At 62.8% G+C, this 15,351-nt stretch carries 17 protein-coding genes and 1 pseudogene; 13 read left to right on the forward strand and 5 right to left on the reverse strand.

Annotated elements, in window-relative coordinates; translation table 11 throughout:
- Positions 1–199 precede the first annotated feature (199 nt).
- Positions 200–808 carry a TetR/AcrR family transcriptional regulator gene (locus ACIBG0_RS10460; RefSeq protein ID WP_397031298.1) on the reverse strand — a complete coding sequence of 203 codons (609 nt, stop codon included), beginning with the start codon at positions 806–808 and terminating at the stop codon, positions 200–202.
- A gap of 126 nt (positions 809–934) precedes the next feature.
- Between ACIBG0_RS10460 and ACIBG0_RS10465 the strand changes: the two genes are divergently transcribed.
- The 5 genes from ACIBG0_RS10465 (at position 935) to ACIBG0_RS10485 (ending at position 5,631) form a co-directional block, all read left to right on the forward strand.
- Positions 935–2,050 carry a hypothetical protein gene (locus tag ACIBG0_RS10465; protein ID WP_397031300.1) on the forward strand — a complete coding sequence of 372 codons (1,116 nt, stop codon included), beginning with the start codon at positions 935–937 and terminating at the stop codon, positions 2,048–2,050.
- Positions 2,050–3,078 carry a phosphotransferase family protein gene (locus ACIBG0_RS10470; protein WP_397031302.1) on the forward strand — a complete coding sequence of 343 codons (1,029 nt, stop codon included), beginning with the start codon at positions 2,050–2,052 and terminating at the stop codon, positions 3,076–3,078. The genes ACIBG0_RS10465 and ACIBG0_RS10470 overlap by 1 nt, the downstream gene beginning before the upstream one ends.
- Positions 3,079–3,132: 54 nt before the next feature.
- On the forward strand, positions 3,133–3,732 hold the full coding sequence (locus tag ACIBG0_RS10475; protein ID WP_397031304.1) for a TetR/AcrR family transcriptional regulator: 600 nt from the start codon (positions 3,133–3,135) through the stop codon (positions 3,730–3,732).
- Positions 3,729–4,742, forward strand: coding sequence for a TIGR03617 family F420-dependent LLM class oxidoreductase (locus ACIBG0_RS10480; RefSeq protein WP_397031306.1), 1,014 nt, complete (start codon positions 3,729–3,731; stop codon positions 4,740–4,742). The genes ACIBG0_RS10475 and ACIBG0_RS10480 overlap by 4 nt, the downstream gene beginning before the upstream one ends.
- Positions 4,743–4,818: 76 nt before the next feature.
- Entirely contained in the window at positions 4,819–5,631 is an 813-nt protein-coding gene (locus ACIBG0_RS10485; RefSeq protein ID WP_397031308.1) for an enoyl-CoA hydratase/isomerase family protein, read from the forward strand.
- 19 nt (positions 5,632–5,650) lie between these two features.
- Here the strand turns inward: ACIBG0_RS10485 and ACIBG0_RS10490 are convergent, their stop codons facing one another.
- Entirely contained in the window at positions 5,651–6,106 is a 456-nt protein-coding gene (locus tag ACIBG0_RS10490; protein WP_397031311.1) for a MarR family winged helix-turn-helix transcriptional regulator, read from the reverse strand.
- A 120-nt stretch (positions 6,107–6,226) separates the two neighbouring features.
- Here ACIBG0_RS10490 and ACIBG0_RS10495 point away from each other — a divergent pair, with 120 nt between their 5' ends.
- The 3 genes and pseudogenes from ACIBG0_RS10495 to ACIBG0_RS10505 all read left to right on the forward strand — a co-directional run bounded on the left by ACIBG0_RS10495 (position 6,227) and on the right by ACIBG0_RS10505 (position 7,447).
- A complete protein-coding gene (locus ACIBG0_RS10495) occupies positions 6,227–6,697 on the forward strand; it encodes a PPOX class F420-dependent oxidoreductase (protein WP_397031313.1) in 471 nt (156 codons plus the stop codon).
- A 163-nt stretch (positions 6,698–6,860) separates the two neighbouring features.
- A pseudogene (locus ACIBG0_RS10500) lies at positions 6,861–7,206 on the forward strand (transposase); the annotation flags it as partial.
- Positions 7,207–7,321: 115 nt separating this feature from the next.
- Positions 7,322–7,447 (forward strand): hypothetical protein, encoded by a 126-nt coding sequence (locus tag ACIBG0_RS10505; RefSeq protein ID WP_397031315.1) that lies wholly within the window; start codon positions 7,322–7,324, stop codon positions 7,445–7,447.
- A gap of 717 nt (positions 7,448–8,164) precedes the next feature.
- On the opposite strand, the gene ACIBG0_RS10510 is transcribed toward ACIBG0_RS10505, so the two are convergent.
- Entirely contained in the window at positions 8,165–8,734 is a 570-nt protein-coding gene (locus tag ACIBG0_RS10510; RefSeq protein WP_397031317.1) for a hypothetical protein, read from the reverse strand.
- A gap of 602 nt (positions 8,735–9,336) precedes the next feature.
- Between ACIBG0_RS10510 and ACIBG0_RS10515 the strand changes: the two genes are divergently transcribed.
- Together ACIBG0_RS10515 and ACIBG0_RS10520 are read left to right on the forward strand one after the other, a co-directional pair.
- Positions 9,337–10,053, forward strand: a complete 717-nt coding sequence (locus ACIBG0_RS10515) for a hypothetical protein (protein ID WP_397031319.1) — start codon at positions 9,337–9,339, stop codon at positions 10,051–10,053.
- 171 nt (positions 10,054–10,224) lie between these two features.
- On the forward strand, positions 10,225–11,025 hold the full coding sequence (locus ACIBG0_RS10520; protein WP_397031321.1) for a hypothetical protein: 801 nt from the start codon (positions 10,225–10,227) through the stop codon (positions 11,023–11,025).
- A 652-nt stretch (positions 11,026–11,677) separates the two neighbouring features.
- Here ACIBG0_RS10520 and ACIBG0_RS10525 read toward each other — a convergent pair.
- Both ACIBG0_RS10525 and ACIBG0_RS10530 read right to left on the reverse strand, forming a co-directional pair.
- A complete protein-coding gene (locus tag ACIBG0_RS10525; protein WP_397031323.1) occupies positions 11,678–13,033 on the reverse strand; it encodes a hypothetical protein in 1,356 nt (451 codons plus the stop codon).
- A gap of 189 nt (positions 13,034–13,222) precedes the next feature.
- The gene (locus tag ACIBG0_RS10530; protein WP_397031325.1) at positions 13,223–13,567 is read right to left on the reverse strand and encodes a GntR family transcriptional regulator; all 345 of its coding nucleotides are present in this window, start codon (positions 13,565–13,567) and stop codon (positions 13,223–13,225) included.
- Between the two features lie 205 nt (positions 13,568–13,772).
- On the opposite strand from ACIBG0_RS10530, the gene ACIBG0_RS10535 reads away from it, so the two are divergent.
- Genes ACIBG0_RS10535 through ACIBG0_RS10545 form a run of 3 tightly spaced genes read left to right on the forward strand, consistent with a single transcriptional unit; the run spans position 13,773 to position 15,312 of the window.
- Complete coding sequence (locus ACIBG0_RS10535) at positions 13,773–14,042, forward strand: hypothetical protein (protein ID WP_397031327.1); 270 nt, start codon at positions 13,773–13,775, stop codon at positions 14,040–14,042.
- The gene (locus ACIBG0_RS10540; RefSeq protein WP_397031328.1) at positions 14,039–14,566 is read left to right on the forward strand and encodes a hypothetical protein; all 528 of its coding nucleotides are present in this window, start codon (positions 14,039–14,041) and stop codon (positions 14,564–14,566) included. Before ACIBG0_RS10535 ends, ACIBG0_RS10540 begins: the two co-directional genes overlap by 4 nt.
- Positions 14,563–15,312, forward strand: a complete 750-nt coding sequence (locus ACIBG0_RS10545; protein ID WP_397031330.1) for a hypothetical protein — start codon at positions 14,563–14,565, stop codon at positions 15,310–15,312. The genes ACIBG0_RS10540 and ACIBG0_RS10545 overlap by 4 nt, the downstream gene beginning before the upstream one ends.
- The last annotated feature ends 39 nt before the right edge of the window (positions 15,313–15,351 follow it).

Genomic DNA, 15,351 nt, shown 5'->3' on the forward strand with positions numbered 1-15,351 from the left:
GGGGCGCCGGCCGCCCGGGCGGGTGGGGGGGGGGGTGGGGGTCGCGCGGCGCCCGCGCTGGGGGGGGGGGCCACGGCGGTCTCGGCGATGTCGCGGTTTTCCAGCACGACCCCTGCGGAGTCGGGCTGTGCGATGCCGCTGGCGGCGGGCGTCAGCAGCACGACCGCCGCCACGGCGAGCAGGCGGCGATAGGAAGTTCTCATGTCGTACTTTCGTGGTGGACGGCCAGGGTGACCAGTGCCGCGGCGGTCTGGCGACAGAATTGTTCGCCGTCCTCGTCGCCGCGGGTGAGGGCACGCAGCAGCGTTGCGCCGCGCAGGAATTCGAAGATCAGGTCGGGATCGCAGCCGGGGGAGACCTGACCGGAGTCGATCGCCGCGTCGATGGTGGCGCGCAGCGCGACCCGGGCGAGGCCCTCGCCGCGTTCGCGCAGCCTGCGGTAACTCTGCTCGTCGTCGTGGTAGGCCGAGAGCAGCCCGGGGATGCCGGAGCGAGCCGCGGGATGGGTGGCGGCTGCGAAGAAGAGGCGGGTCCAGGCGAGCAGATCCGCGCGGATGTCGCCCGTCGGCTGCGGGACGACGCCGCTGTCGAGGGCGAAGATCGCGTCTTCTACGAGCTGGATCCGGTTCGGCCACCGGCGGTAGATCGAGGTGGCGACCACCCCGGCCCGGCGTGCGACACCTTGGATGGTGGTTGCCTGAAAACCTTGCTCCACCAGCAGTTCCTGGGTGGCGCGCAGCACCTGATCATCCAGTTGCGGGTCCCGGGGGCGGCCCGGTCCCGGTCGGGCCTCGCGGCGTTCACTCACCCTTCACTCCTCCTTCGGTGTCGGCCGAGCGTAGCTGAGAACGGGTCTTTTTTAAAAACGCTTCATAGTGTATTCGAATTAGCTAACTTGAACGTGTTCCACCCCCACTCTCGAAGGAAACCCCGCATGCTGACTCCCCAGGACGAACTGCTCTGCCATCAATTGCCGACGACGTTCGACCATGTCGTCCAGAGTGATTTGCGCTGGACCGAGCGGATCGTGCTCTACGGCTTCGACACCACCGGCCGGGTGAGCGTGATGACCGGCATGGCCCGCTACCCCAACCGCAATGTCATGGACGCCTACGCGATGGTCACTGTCGACGGCAAGGCGCATGTGACTCGCCTGTCGCGCGAGATCGGCGGCAACTACGACGACCTGGGCGCCTGGCAGGTGGGCCCCTACCGCTACGAGATCACCGAGCCGCTGCGCGGGGTGCGGGCCACCCTGGGTGCCAACGACCACGGTGTCCGCCTCGAGCTGAACTTCGCCGGACAGTTCCCCGCCTACGAGCAGGAACCCGCCTTCTTCCGTACCCACGGCCGGGTCCGCGAGGATGCGCGGCGCTACTACCAGAACGGCGAGATCTCCGGCTGGCTCGAGGTCGACGGCGAACGCATCGATATCGATCCGAGCACCTGGTGGTTCGGTCGCGACCACTCATGGGGTACCAGGCACGGCGGCGGTGGTGGCAGCCTCTCCGAGGGCGGTGGCCTGCAGCCCTCGGAGATCCCCGAGGGCGTCCTGTACTTCATGGGCATCTTCCAGTTCGACGACGAGTTGGTGCATTTCGCACAGCGCGAGACCGCCGACGGTCAGCGCTGGCATTTCGAGGGCTCCATCCAGCAGCCGATCGAGGCGCAGGCGGCGATTGTGCCGATCGTCAGCGTGACCCACGACCTGCGGTTCCGTGACGACTTCCGGATCGTGTCCGAGGGTTCCTTCACCACGAACGCCGCCGACGGCAGTACCCGTACTTTCACGGTCAGCGCGCTCCAGGACTTCTGGCCGGGATTGGCGGGCTACGACATGTACCGCGGATACGCGTCGGGTATTTGGAAAGGCCCGTTCTACAGCGACGGCTTCACCGTCGACCTGACCGATACCGACGAACTGCGCCAGGTCGGCATGCTCACCGAGACCTTCTGCAAGATCGAGAGCAGCGAAGGCAAAGTCGGGTACGGGCTGGTCGAGATGGTGTTCATGGGGCGCAACGCTCGCTACGGATACGAGGGCTACTGATGACCGCTCGACCCACGGCAGCCGATCTGTCGACCGCCGTCGTCCCCGTCCTGCGGTCCGGATTTCCCGGCGCGAACTCCGTCCGGGTGACGAATTGGTCGGCCAGCCCGCGCGGGCTGGCGACCGAGACCTTCCTGTTCGACCTCGAATGCGACGACGCCGAGCCGGTGTCGCTGGTGCTGCGCCGCCCGCCCGAGGTGGCGTTGTTTCCCGACTACGATCTACTGCGACAGGTGCTGGTCATGCGCCGGCTCGCCGACACTGCCCTCCCTGTTCCCGCCGTGCGTTGGCTGGATCGCGGCGCCGAAGCCCTCGGCAGTCCGTACTTCGTGATGGACCGGATCGAGGGCAGTGCGCCCGGTGACCTCCCGTCCTACCACTCGGCCGGGCTGTACTTCGACGCTGAGCCGGCCCAGCGCGCGAAGATGTGGCGGGGCTGTGTCGACACCATCGCCGAAATCCACCGGCTCGACTGGCGCACATTGAATATGGACTTCCTGTCGTTTCCGCAATTCGGCACCGCGCCGCTCGAGCAGATGATCGGTTACGTCGACGCCGCGCTCGACTGGGCTTCGACCACTCAGCCGCCCGCGCTGCGCCGGGCCGTGGACTGGCTGCGCGCCAATCTGTATGTACCCGAGCATGTCACGCTGTGCTGGGGCGACGCCCGCATGTCGAACATCCTCTACGACAGCGATTTCCGGGTCACCGGTGTCCTCGACTGGGAGATCGCCTACATCGGCGACCACGAGGCCGACCTCGCATGGATGCTGTTCCTGGATTGGGCGTGCTCGGAATTCCAAAACACCGAACGACTTCCGGGAACGCCTACCCGGGAGGAGACGATCGCACGCTACGAGGAACGCAGTGGGATGGCGGTGCGCAACCTGCGCTACAACGAGATACTGGCGGCCGTCCTGCTCAGCATCCCGTTGCTACGGATGGCGCACCGGCTACAGCTGCCGCCGGAGATCGATGTGACCGCGTTCTGCGTCGCACGGATCGAGCAACTGCTCGCCGGCGTGTAGGTGCGACATCGGATTTCAGTGGGCTCGAATAACGTTACAGGTTACTATGTAATGGTGACTTCGCAGACCTCGCCGCGCCCCGGTCGGCCGCGTGATGCCGACAAAGACCTCGCCGTGCTCATCGCGGCGCGGCAGTTATTGGCCGAAGTGGGATATCCGCAGACCACGGTCGTGGCGATCGCCAAGCGCGCCGGGGTGAACACACCGGCGATCTATCGACGCTGGCCGACTCGGCAGGCCCTGCTGGAGGAGGCCATTCACGGTCCGGGCGCGTACGCGCCGCCGGAGCCGACCGGGGACCTGCGGGCCGACCTCGCGACCTGGGTGCGCATCTTCCTCGCTCGCGCGGACAGCCCCGCCGCGCGAGCTGGAGTGCCGGGCCTGCTGGCCGATTCACAGACCGAAGAGGCGCGGCGGCGGCTGCTGGCGATCGGGGCCCCGGTGCGCAAGGCGTTCGCCGAGCTGCTCGGCGGCGCGGTCGACGACGGCCGGATCGCGCCCGGCGCCGATGCCGAACTCGTCTTCGAGATACTCGCGGGGACAACGACATTCCACGCGCTCTCGCGTGGCAGCGAGGAGGCCGAGCTGTTCGTGTCGAGGATGGCCGACGCGCTGTATGCGCTGGTGGCCGCGGGGCGGACGGCGCAACAATGAAGATCGATCTCCAGCTGAACGGTCGTCCCGACGAAGCGGTCTCGCGGGCAGCCGAATTGGTCGCGTGCGGCGCCGACGGTCTGTTCACCTTCGAAGGGCCCCACGATGTCTTCCTGCCACTGACCCTGGCAGCGACCGGTGCCGAACCCGTCGACCTGATGACCAACGTCGCCATCGCTCTCCCGCGCAGCCCCGTGCACCTGGCGCATGCGGCCTACGACCTGCATCTGCTCAGCCGCGGCCGGTTCCGGCTCGGCCTGGGTTCGCAGACTCGCGCGCACATCGACAAGCGGTACGGCGGCCAGTGGTCGCAGCCGGCGGCACGGATGCGGGAAGCGGTGCTGGCGGTCAAGGCCATCCTCGGCTCCTGGCAGTACGGCACGCCGTTGCGCTTCGAGGGCGAATTCACCCGGCATACCTTGATGCCGCCCACCTTCGACCCCGGCCCCAATCCCTATGGCATGCCGGAGATCTGCCTCGGCGCGCTCGGCCCGATCATGACCAGAACCGCGGCCGAGGTGGCCGACGGGCTGCTGGTCATGCCGTTCAACAGTGTCCGGCATTTCGCCGAGCGCACCCAGCCTGCCATCGCCGAGGGCCTGGCGCGCGCCGGTCGCGATGCCGCGGAGCTGGCGATCTATCCGCAGGTGATCGTCGCGATGGGCCGGACCGCCGGCGAACTCGAGGCCGCCGCCGTCGGTGTTCGCCGGCTGCTCGCCTTCTACGGATCGACGCCCGCCTATCGTCCGGTCCTCGATGTCGAGGGCTGGGGTGAGCTCCAGCCGGAACTGAATACGCTGTCCAAGCGCGGCCAAGTCACCGCGATGACCGAAATGATCGATCACCGGATGCTCGAGACTCTCGCCGTCTACGGCACGCCCGAAGAATGCGCCGCCGAGATCATGGCGCGCTTCGGTGCTGTCGCCGACCGGATCTGTTGCTATTTCCCGGGTTACGCCGTCGCCGACGCGCACATCAGGGACCTGGTCGCGCAATTGCAGGTCGCATGAGCGAGCGCAGCGAGCGAACATCAACACAGCTGACAAGGTCGGTCATGGCGGAGCCGAGCGTCAGCGAGGCGCAGGTATGAGCGACGTGCGGATCGACATCGCCGAGGGCGTCGCGGTGGTGACATTGGACCGGCCTGAGCGCCGCAATGCCTTCACCGCCGCGATGGGGCGCGCGCTCGGCCTGGCCTACCGCGATCTGAATGCCGACGACGATGTCCGGGTCATCGTGCTGACCGGCGCCGCCCCGGCCTTCTGCGCCGGAGCGGATCTGGCCGGCGGTGCGACGACGTTCGAAAAGCCCGACAACGCGGCATTTTCCGCATCACCGGTCGACCCGCCCGCCTTCGCCCTGCGAAAACCGGTGATCGCCGCGGTGAACGGGCACGCGATCGGCATCGGGCTGACCCTGGCGATGCAGGCCGACATCCGCCTGGTCGCCGACGCCGCCCGCTACGCCATTCCCCAGGTGCGCCTCGGCGTCGTGCCCGACGCGATGGCGCACTGGACCGTGGCCAAGGTCGCGGGCATGTCGGTCGCGGCCGACATCCTGTTGTCGGGACGGACTTTCGACGGCCAGGAAGCAGTGCGACTCGGCCTCGCCACCCGCTGCCTACCCGCCGCCGAGGTGCTGCCCGCCGCTCTCGCGATGGCCGCCGATATGGCCGCAAATGTCGCGCCGATGTCCGCGGCTTTGAGCAAACGACTGCTGTGGGACACCGCGATCCACGGCTACGACCCCACCCGCGTCGCCGCGCTCGAAACCGAACTGCACCTGCGGGTCATGGGCACACCCGACGCCGCGGAAGGAATGCGCGCCCGGCTCACCCGTCGCAAACCGGCGTGGTCTGCCCGACTGTCGAGCGAGTGGGAGGACTTGCCACAGTTCTGACCGCCCGGCCGGGCTATAACTACTTGGGTGTGGCCGGGGGAGCGGCTGCAATACAGACCGCAAGGTCGTTGCGCAGCCGACATTGTTCTTCCGCGGACAGCGGGGAGAACATTTGCCGTTCGATGGCGCGCACGGCCACGCTGGCGGCGTGCAGCTTTTCCTGCCCAGAGCTCGTGAGCTGTGTGGGCCGCACCCGGCCGTGGGGGGCTCGCTCGGGTCGGGTGAGCAGGCCGCGATCTTGTAACCCGCGCAGGACGAGGTTCATCGATTGGCGGGTGACGAACGCGCCACGGGCGAGTTCGGAGTTGGATATCCCGGGGTACTGGCCGAGCAGTTCGAGGCAGGCGTATTGCGACACGGTCAGCCGCAGCGGGCGCAGCACCGTGTCCATCGCGGAGTGCAGCGCGGCCTGGGCCTGTTTGAGGACGTAGCCCACCGACTGCTCTAGTTCGCCCACGGTCGCCTCTTGACTCATGTCAGTATGTTGACACAGAATCTGTATGTCAACATGCTGACATGCCGGAGGTGTGTGATCCTCACAAAAGGGTGCGGTCGCCCGGCTTTGGCTCCATATTCACGACAGCAAGGAGCAACGATGGCTGAGATCCGCAACAAGGCGGACGATATCGACGACATCAACCGGCGAACACGCAGCAGGAAGACACGGCCTGCCACGATCTCCAGCAGCCACGCCGACATCCTCTACAAGAAGGGCTTCGCGCACCTCGCGTCTCTGGGGCCCGACGGTGAGCCGCAATCACACCCGGTATGGTTCGACTTCGACGCCGCCCACGAGCAGCTGCTCGTCTCGACCGGCACCGACCGGCAAAAATACCGCAACATCCAGCGGGATCCGCGGGTGTCGGTCTCGATCCTCGATCCCGACGACCCCTATCGCTACCTGGAAGTCCGCGGCCGTGTCGTCAAGATCGAGCCAGATCCCGAGAAGGCATTCCTGGATCAGCTGGCGCGCAAGTACCTAGATCTGGACACCTACCCCTACGAGCAGAGACGGAATGTCGAGCGGGTGATCCTCCACATCCAGCCCGATCACGTCATAGCCTGACCTTGCGCCCCAGACCCCCGCAGACATGCTTCTCGAGCGGCGCCCGCGCGGCACGATGATCCGATCGATTCGGCCTGGCGTCCCGAGCTGAAGTTGCCGATGATCCCGTTGAATCGTTGACCGCCAAGCCAACTAATCGGTTGTGCCGCATGATGTTCGATTCGTGACCGATGAGTTGTCGAAACGCCTTGTGCCGGACGAGTTGTGGGCGCTGGCCGAGCCGTTGTTGCCCGAGTTCGCCCCGCGCCCGCCGGGCGGTGGTACCGCGCCGACGGACGAGCGAGCTGTATTCACCGCGGTGGTGTTCGTGCTGACCAGCGGCTGCGCCTGGCGGAGGCTGCCGCCCTCATTCGGGATGACGGTGCCGACGGCGCATCGCCGGTTCAGCGTGTGGACCGAGGCCGGCGTGTGGCGGCGCCTGCACCGGGCTGTACTCGAAGATCCACGTGCTGTCCGATCGCGCGGGAATCCCGCTGTCGGCGGGCATTTCGGCGGCCAACACCAACGATTGCGCTGCAAGAATGCTGCTGCTACGGCCGCCTGACTGAGGCTCCCCCGCCTCGCTCGCCGTTGTTCTCGGCATTCCTCGATCGACAGACCTGCGAATCGTTCAATCTCGTTCGGTTGGCCGAGATCCCGAAAGACTTGCGCGGCCTCCCCGAAGAAGTAGGCGCGATCGATGAATCGAGCCCATTCCGGCTCGGCGTCATGATCGACACTGTCGAAGATGCGCTCTGCCCGGACGATTGATTTGTTCGCGGCCGTCGCGTCGCCGAGGCTGGCCAGGGCGCGCGCTTCAAGGACGCTCAGATCGGCGTAGCAAGCCGGAGAGTTCTCTGGGGCAATGCCATGCAGCCCCGCGCGTGCCAGTGCAACAGCCTCGTACTTGTGCCCGAGCAGGTTCGCTTGATCCGCCATGCCAGCCAGGACGTGAGCGCCCAGGACCGGGTTCTCGGCGGGCTTGTGACAGTCGGAGAGATTGAATGAGGTATCGCTGAGCAAGTCCGTGCTCACCGTCGTCGTATGCCATCCAGCCGATCAGATACGCCTGCTCGGCAGCTGCGTCATAGAGGGCCTTCTGTACATCGGGCTCATGCTCGCGCCTGATCAGTGGAATCACAGTGGAATTCATTTCGGAAAATGCCGAGCTGACCTGCGGAAATGATGTGCCCTCGGCAGGATTCGAACCTGCGACACCCGCTTTAGGAGAGCGGTTTAGGTCTGATTTGCCCGAGTTGATAGGTGCATGCATTGTTGGGGAGCATGCTCTGACCTGCACATTTACCGTTGGTAACGTTGGCCCGTTTCGGCTATCTGCGGTAGTGCTGCGTACTCCTTGCGTACCCGAGCCACCCTTCTGGGACTTCTTGTCCGATGCCCGGCAGTTTGATGGCTGCCGGGCATCACGCGCGTTTAGCCGCCGGAGATGTCGCATCAAGAAGTGTTGATGAGTGAGTCGGAGTGAGATCAGACAATCGGCCGATGAAGACGCCACGGCCACCACCGCATCTTGGTGATCGTCGTGCCGCCTTCGTCGTATGAATGCGCATCGACATCCGCGCGGGCACTTCTTTGAAACTCGGATAATGCACTAGCGGCTGCCTCAAGCAAGGCGCCCGCCTCTTCGTCGTCGTGAGCCATTGTGTCGCGCCACCAGATACCGTCTTCGAGTGCGCCCAGCGACTGAGCGAGAACACGGCCCGAGTCTGCGACGACGGTCGATCCGATAAGGTCGACGATCGAAACATGATCACGGGTCTCATCAAGCAACTCTTGTACGCGCTGTGCGTTGGGTTCGCGCCCTTCGTCGACGACCAAGTACCACGCCCAAACCTTGAGCTCTTGGAGAGCCGCGGCGGCCGAAGTTAGCAGTTTGCCGTACGCCTCAAGCCGTTCGCTTCTTGATCGGGCACGTTGCTCCTGGGCGCGGTGCACTATTTCACGTTTGCTGGTTGCAAATGCGGCTAATGCCTGGGCTCCCAGTGAGGCACAGATCGTAGTGCTTGCCGTAACCGCTACCACCAGCCACTCAGCCATGCTGCGAGGCTACTCGGCGTATTGCGTCGGTCCGATGGATTGCCCGATGCAGGGCCCATACCCGCCATCGCTATCGGATACGAACCGTTCGGGGACTTGGTGCATGCGCATCACACTCAGCCTGACGCTGACTCGTCTGTTGTGGTCCTGCTATGAAACCGTCGCCTACGCACTCGACTTGTCTTCCGCACTGGGCGCGCCCTGTCGCGCGAACACGCCGCCTCCGGGTGGCGCAGCTCTAAACGCAATCCGCACCTGACGCAACCACTGGTCTGGCCGTCTACGGGGTCCACGCCTCCAGCCTCAGGGGTGGCCCGTTGGTCGTCAATGCAGGCACGTCCGGACCGGCGGTGCGCGACCAGCATTGTGCCGAGTTTGTCGATCTCGAGCCGGTATCCCCTGTGCACTGGTGTCAGTGAGGACGGTTGTCGACCAACCGGATCCGTTGCTACTCGGCGTTTGCCATCACGGCGTCGACACCCCAACTTGCCCAGCGAACGCCAGCGTCGCGGTTGTTGGTCTCGACGTGCTCTGGTGTCGAGTTGTCAAGCAGCGCAGCGTATTCCATGGCGAACTAGCCCCATGGTGGCATACTCCGCCGCATGGTTCTGTTTTCAGTCGAGATCTGGGGCACTGTTGGCCAGTGGTTCGGAGCAGTCGGTACAAGCGCCTCCGTCGCGGCAGCGGCAGGTTACTACATCGCCGACCAACGGCGGAGCAGTCGTGAACAAAGCCGCCAAGTAAAGATGTTGTTGTTTGGCACAAACCCAACCCTTAGAGTGAAGGTGCATAACCACTCGGACAAACCTATCTATGGAGTGAAAGCCTACTCCGAGATGGTTTCATTCTCGAAAATGGTCGCTCGCAAAGATATGTGGATATACGATCTCGACGAGCACCTTTTGGGCGAAAATGAATATGAGAGTGACGCTGATTTTATGTATAGGTACTGGCAGTCGGCACCTTCTCTATCAAAAGCGATCGGCAACATAGGTATAAGCGATTATCTCGATCCTGGCAATACGGTTGAGTTCGATTTCGGTGAACGGCAGCACGCTGCGATGGATTACTGGGTCGAATATACCGACGCCAGAGGCCAGCGGTGGAGAATTGAGCTTGGCGAAACGAAGCAAAAGAAGGTCCGGGGAGTCAAGCCGTTCGGCACCCGTGAGCCTACATTTGTTAGGCGAATAACCGACAGCTATTACTCTCAAATTTGGCGCGCCAAGGCATGGTGGTGGTGGTGGAGTAACCGAGCAGAGTGGGACGAGGGTTCCCCTCCGGACGAGCCGACGCGTTCCGACCATCTTGAAGCATAGATCAATGTCGGCTCGCCGCCCACCCTCCTTTTGATCAGGCATGGTGTCGCCTGACCTGCGTGTTCTTTGTTGGCAACGTTGGTCGGGTTCGGGCATCCGCGACAGTGTTGCATACTCCGTGCGTACCCGATTCGTAGGTCACCGATGCCGCCGCTGGGTAACAATGAGCAGGTGGCCGATGAGGAACCCGATCGAACAGCTGAGCTTGAGCATCTGATCTCTCTGGGAAAAAACGTGATTGCGTTTATCACAAATTCAGTTGACATGCTCAATAGAACTTATTTTGCAATCAATCTAGCGAACAATGCAAAGGCGCTAGCCTGGGGGACATCGAAGGCGATTTCCGCAATTTCTGACGCGCCTCAAGAGTTTCTGGACCTTCTGCAGACCTTGAAATCTTACTCTGACGAAATGGCTCAACAGCTAGAAGAAAGAGCGGGATGGCTGGAACTTCCATCCGATGGACTTCCACTTCTTCACGCAACCCAGCTAATCGGCGTATGGGGTGCGCTCGAAAGCTTTGTCGGGGACGTATTCAAGGCATCGATCAAATACCGGCGTGATCTTCTTGAGGGTAAAGCGTTTGAGAAGATCAGTCTCCCGGTCGGCCTCATCGCAAAGAGGGCGGACGACCTGTACTCGACGATCTACCAGCGTGTACTGCCTCCTGGAAGCGGCCAGATTGGCAAGCTGGAGGATGTGTTGAACATGGTCGGCCTGGGCGGGCCGATTGATCCCGACCTCAGGCGGAATTTGCTTAGCGCACATCAAATCAGAAACGTTTGGGCTCACAACGTGGGTCTTGTAGATGCGCATTTTGTTGAGCAGTGCCCGTATCTGGGATATGAAATTGGAGACGTCGTCGAACTTTCCGCTGATAGGTTCGGGGAACTAAATCAGGCGATCCTTGACTATGTCACGGTCATATTAGGCCGAATCCATGATCGCGGATTTGACCAGCAAGGCGCATAAACACCGCCGCCTAAACGGGAGGCCGTTGTGGTCCGGGATCTTCAACTTGCTTGATGCTTGGCGTCAAGGGTTCCCTCTTGCGCGGTAAATCTCTCCGGGACTGTGCCCTCCCACGGGTCCCCCGTTGTGGTCCGGTCCTCAAGTCACGACCGTCGCTTACGCGGACGACTTGCCTACCGCCCTGAGTGCGCTCGGCCGCACGAACACGCCACCAGAGGTGGCGCAGCACTTCCTAAACACAACATGCGCACCTGACGCAACCACCTACCCCACCCCTTTGTGGTCCCCTCTTCTCTCTCTCAAACTCACTTCTCACAACCTAACTTGACACACACTCGCTCTCGCTCTCCCCGTTCCTGATTCTCTATGAACAGCGAAGCCATAGAGAATCAGGAACGGGGAGAGCGAGAGCGATGCGCCGAAGGCGCAGGTAGGACTAGGTTTCGAAGTGACTCAACACGGGACCAAACAACTTCGGGCACTCTTCGGGCAGACTTCGGGCACTCTTCGGGCAGATAGGAGTTCGGATACGGACGAACTAGTCGAGCTGGGCGTGCTCTGCGGCGAAGAGCCGAGTCATCAGCGTGTCGCTATGCGCGGCAATGTGATCCGCGATCAAATGCCGTCTTGGAAACAAAGGGACTACTGATGGTTACGCCACGAGGCCAAGCATCAGCGAGGCATCGCGATTGAACTCTTGCACCTGGGGCACGTCGGCATACGGCCGCAACTTACGCTGCAGATCCGTTACGGCTTCCAGGGAACGTGATGAGTTGACCGTCGAAGTGAGTTGCACGACGACCTTCCCCCGGTCGGCTGCCGCCTCAACTTCATTGCGCTGCAAGAATGCTGCTGCTACGGCTGCCTGACTGAGGCTCCCTCGCCTCGCTCGCCGTTGTTCTCGGCATTCCTCGATCGACAGACCTGCAAATCGCTCAATCTCGTTCGGTTGGCCGAGATCCCGAAAGACTTGCGCGGCCTCCCCGAAGAAGTAGGCGCGATCGATGAATCGAGCCCATTCCGGCTCGGCGTCATGATCGACACTGTCGAAGATGCGCTCTGCCCGGACGATTGATTTGTTCGCGGCTGTCGCGTCGCCGAGGCTGGCCAGGGCGCGCGCTTCAAGGACGCTCAGATCGGCGTAGCAGGCCGGAGAATTCTCTGGGGCGATGCCATGCAGCCCCGCACGTGCCAGTGCAACGGCCTCGTACTTGTGCCCGAGCAGATTCGCTTGATCCGCCATGCCAGCCAGAACGTGAGCGCCCAGGACCGGATTCTCGGCGGCTTGTGACAGACGGAGAGATTGAATGAGGTATCGCTGAGCAAGTCCGTGCTCACCGTCGTCGTATGCCATCCAGCCGATCAGATACGCCTGCTCGGCAGCTGCGTCATAGAGGGCCTTCTGTACATCGGGCTCATGCTCGCGCCTGATCAGTGGAATCACAGTGGAATTCATATAGCTGATCAGCGCAGTTCGGGCATGTCCGCCACCGCGCATGACATCCATCTCCTGGAACAAACTGAACATGTTCCGGATGCCTGCAACTTGGTTCATACCGATCGCACGCGGACCGCGGTCTGAAGAGACCTCCTCGAAGGTCGCGAGTAGCCAATCACGGCTTGGCGCAGCGAGTGCGGCAAGGATGAAGGGTGCGCTGAACTGCCCGTTCGTGTAGGCGGTACCGAGGTCTTGAATGGTTTCGAGACTGGCGTCCGGATCGTGTGGGTACTGGAGGCCGCGCGATGCCACAGACTCGACTCCTTCCATTCCGATATCAGCTGGACGGATCCGCCGGCCAAGTCGCTCGGAGAGCACTCGACAGATGATGGTCGGCGTAATACCTCGGGGTTTCTGCCCCTTGGTCACCCAGCGGTTCACTGCCGTGTAGTCGTACCGAAGAGCCTCCCCCTCGTCGGCGCCGAGGTCGTTGATACGCTTCGCAAGCCCAGCCCACGAGATGCCAGCTTCGGTGATCAACTCGCGAAGTTCGAAGTTCGGCTCACTCATCAACCCACCTCTTTCACGATGTCCGTGACCTTGGGCGATGATACGCCCAAGGTGTTGGCTATCGCTGGGGATGACTGTTCGCATCGGATAGCGCTGTCGCACATGGGGTTTCACATGGTGTGCTGGCTATGCGGGGTGGGCTTTGCTGAATGCATGACACAGAACCCGATCGAACGAGCGGCTCCGAACCTACTGCGGTTCATTGCCCCGACGGGTCGGCGGGCGTTGGTCCAGCAGCTCGAACAGTTCTGCGACCTGAGTTTCAAGCTGGTGAACGCGGGTTCTCAGGTCCGCCTCTTGCACCGGTTCTTTGGCGCGGACGAACGTACCAACCCCTTGCTGCGATTCAATAAGACCGAGATCACGCAGTACATCCAACGCTTTGTCGACCGTGTTGAGGGCAACGCTGTATTGGGCCATCAGCTCGGCTTTGGTCGGCAGCAAGCCGCCAACTTCAAACGCCCCAGTGGCGATCTTCTGTCGAAGATCGTTTGCAATGGCCTGGTACTTCGTCGAGGCAGCAGACTCGCTCATGAAGTCAATGGTAGGGGGTGAATCAGCGTCACTCACGTTGCGCACTTGTCGACACATAACTGATTGACCTATGATTGACCTAGTTGACAACGATTGAGGCGTTGCAACAAAAACTCCCCGGCAGCGCGAACTACCGGGGAGCTCAGACGATCGAGTTGGGCGGCTACCCACTCGGTCATTACTTCAGGATTGGAGACCTTGAAGCATGTCCAGTGTAGATCGATGGTCAGCACCGAACCCCGTTGCTGGTGACGCATATGTAGGTGCGGGGGAATCGCATCGAACCGCGCCGCGTCGTGGTGAACCGGGTTTCGCCGAGCGGGAAGCCGTGGCGAAATGGATGGCCAGCAACGACGGCCGTGACCTGTCCGAGGTCCTGGCTTGGGTGGACAAGACCGCGCCCATCAAGGAGCGCGATCTCCGCGCCGCACCGACCAGCTGTGACCGCAAGGCGGATCGGAGGCGGTCGCGATGAGCCGCCCCTCGGATAAGCCGGGAACGGTACTGCGTGCACTTTCCCGGCGTCAGGATTGGACCGAAGACCGTTTCGCGCTCGAATACGACCGGGCGGCAGCGGCAGTCTGGGGCGATCGGGCGGGTTTGGCCCCGAACCATCGGACGATCCGCCGTTGGATGTGGGGCGATTCCAAGCCCCAGGAGCATCACCGCCCGGTGCTGAAACGAATGTTTCCCGGTTACGAGGTCGAGGACCTGTTGCAGCCGTTCGACCGGCGCAGCGGTGCACCACTTCCGGCCCCACATGCCGGACCGACCCGGACGGTTTCGCCTGATTCGACCGCTGATCTCGGGTCGTCGGCTCGGATGCAGGCACTAATTAGTTACGTCGATGCCTCCTCGCCGATCAAGGAACACGACATTCACCCGCCCGTCCCGGTGCCGAGAATGCCGTTCTACTCCTACACGACCGGCGGGCCTTGCTTTACGAGTTCAGTGGTCCGCGGTTACCTGCGCGACGGTGGTGTGGAGCGTTCCCGATGAGCACTCCGAATGAGCGTTTACGAGCCGCGATGCGCGAGGCGCAGCTGACACCGCAGACAGTGGCCGAAAGGCTGGAAGTCGACCCGAAGACCGTCGAACGCTGGATCAGTAGCGGTCGGGTCCCGTACCCGAAGCATCAGCATTCGGTATCGGTCATGGTCGGAGTATCGACCGATGATCTGTGGCCGGATCGGCCGAACAAGCCAGTTAACGAGCAGCTGCAGCAAGCCGTGCTCGACGCGGGAATGACTCCAGAACAACTCGCCCAGAAACTCCACGTCACTTCGACTCAGGTCCGGCGCTGGATACAACGAGGAACGGTTCCTTACCCGCGTCATCAGTCCGCGATCGCGGAGGCGGTGCAAGTGCCCGAGGATCAGCTGTGGCCAGACCGTCTCAGCTACCACGTTCGCGCCAAATCCGAATTTCGGCTCCGCACTGCGCCTCTGGAACCACCGAGCGCGCCGAAGCCCCACGTCGATCACCCGACGCGATATCCGGACCACGGATTCCGTGTCAGCGCGCGGATCAGGAACACGCCCAATGTTCTGACGCCTGCTCGTGAGCGGCCGCAACTGCCCGATCCACACGTGGCTGCCCGCGATGCCCAGACCCGGATGCGGGAGTTGATGAGCTGGATCGATACGAATTCGCCACTCAAGGAACGCGACATCCACCCACACCGGGAACCGGAACGGCCTCATAACAACTACAGCCGTGGATACGGCGTGGAGCGCAGCCGATGAGTCACCTACCCGCACAAGGTAATTCGTTAATCCATGCAG

Origin of the sequence: Nocardia sp. NPDC050630 (assembly GCF_044457245.1) — a bacterium.
In the GTDB taxonomy this organism is placed as follows: Bacteria; Actinomycetota; Actinomycetes; order Mycobacteriales; family Mycobacteriaceae; genus Nocardia.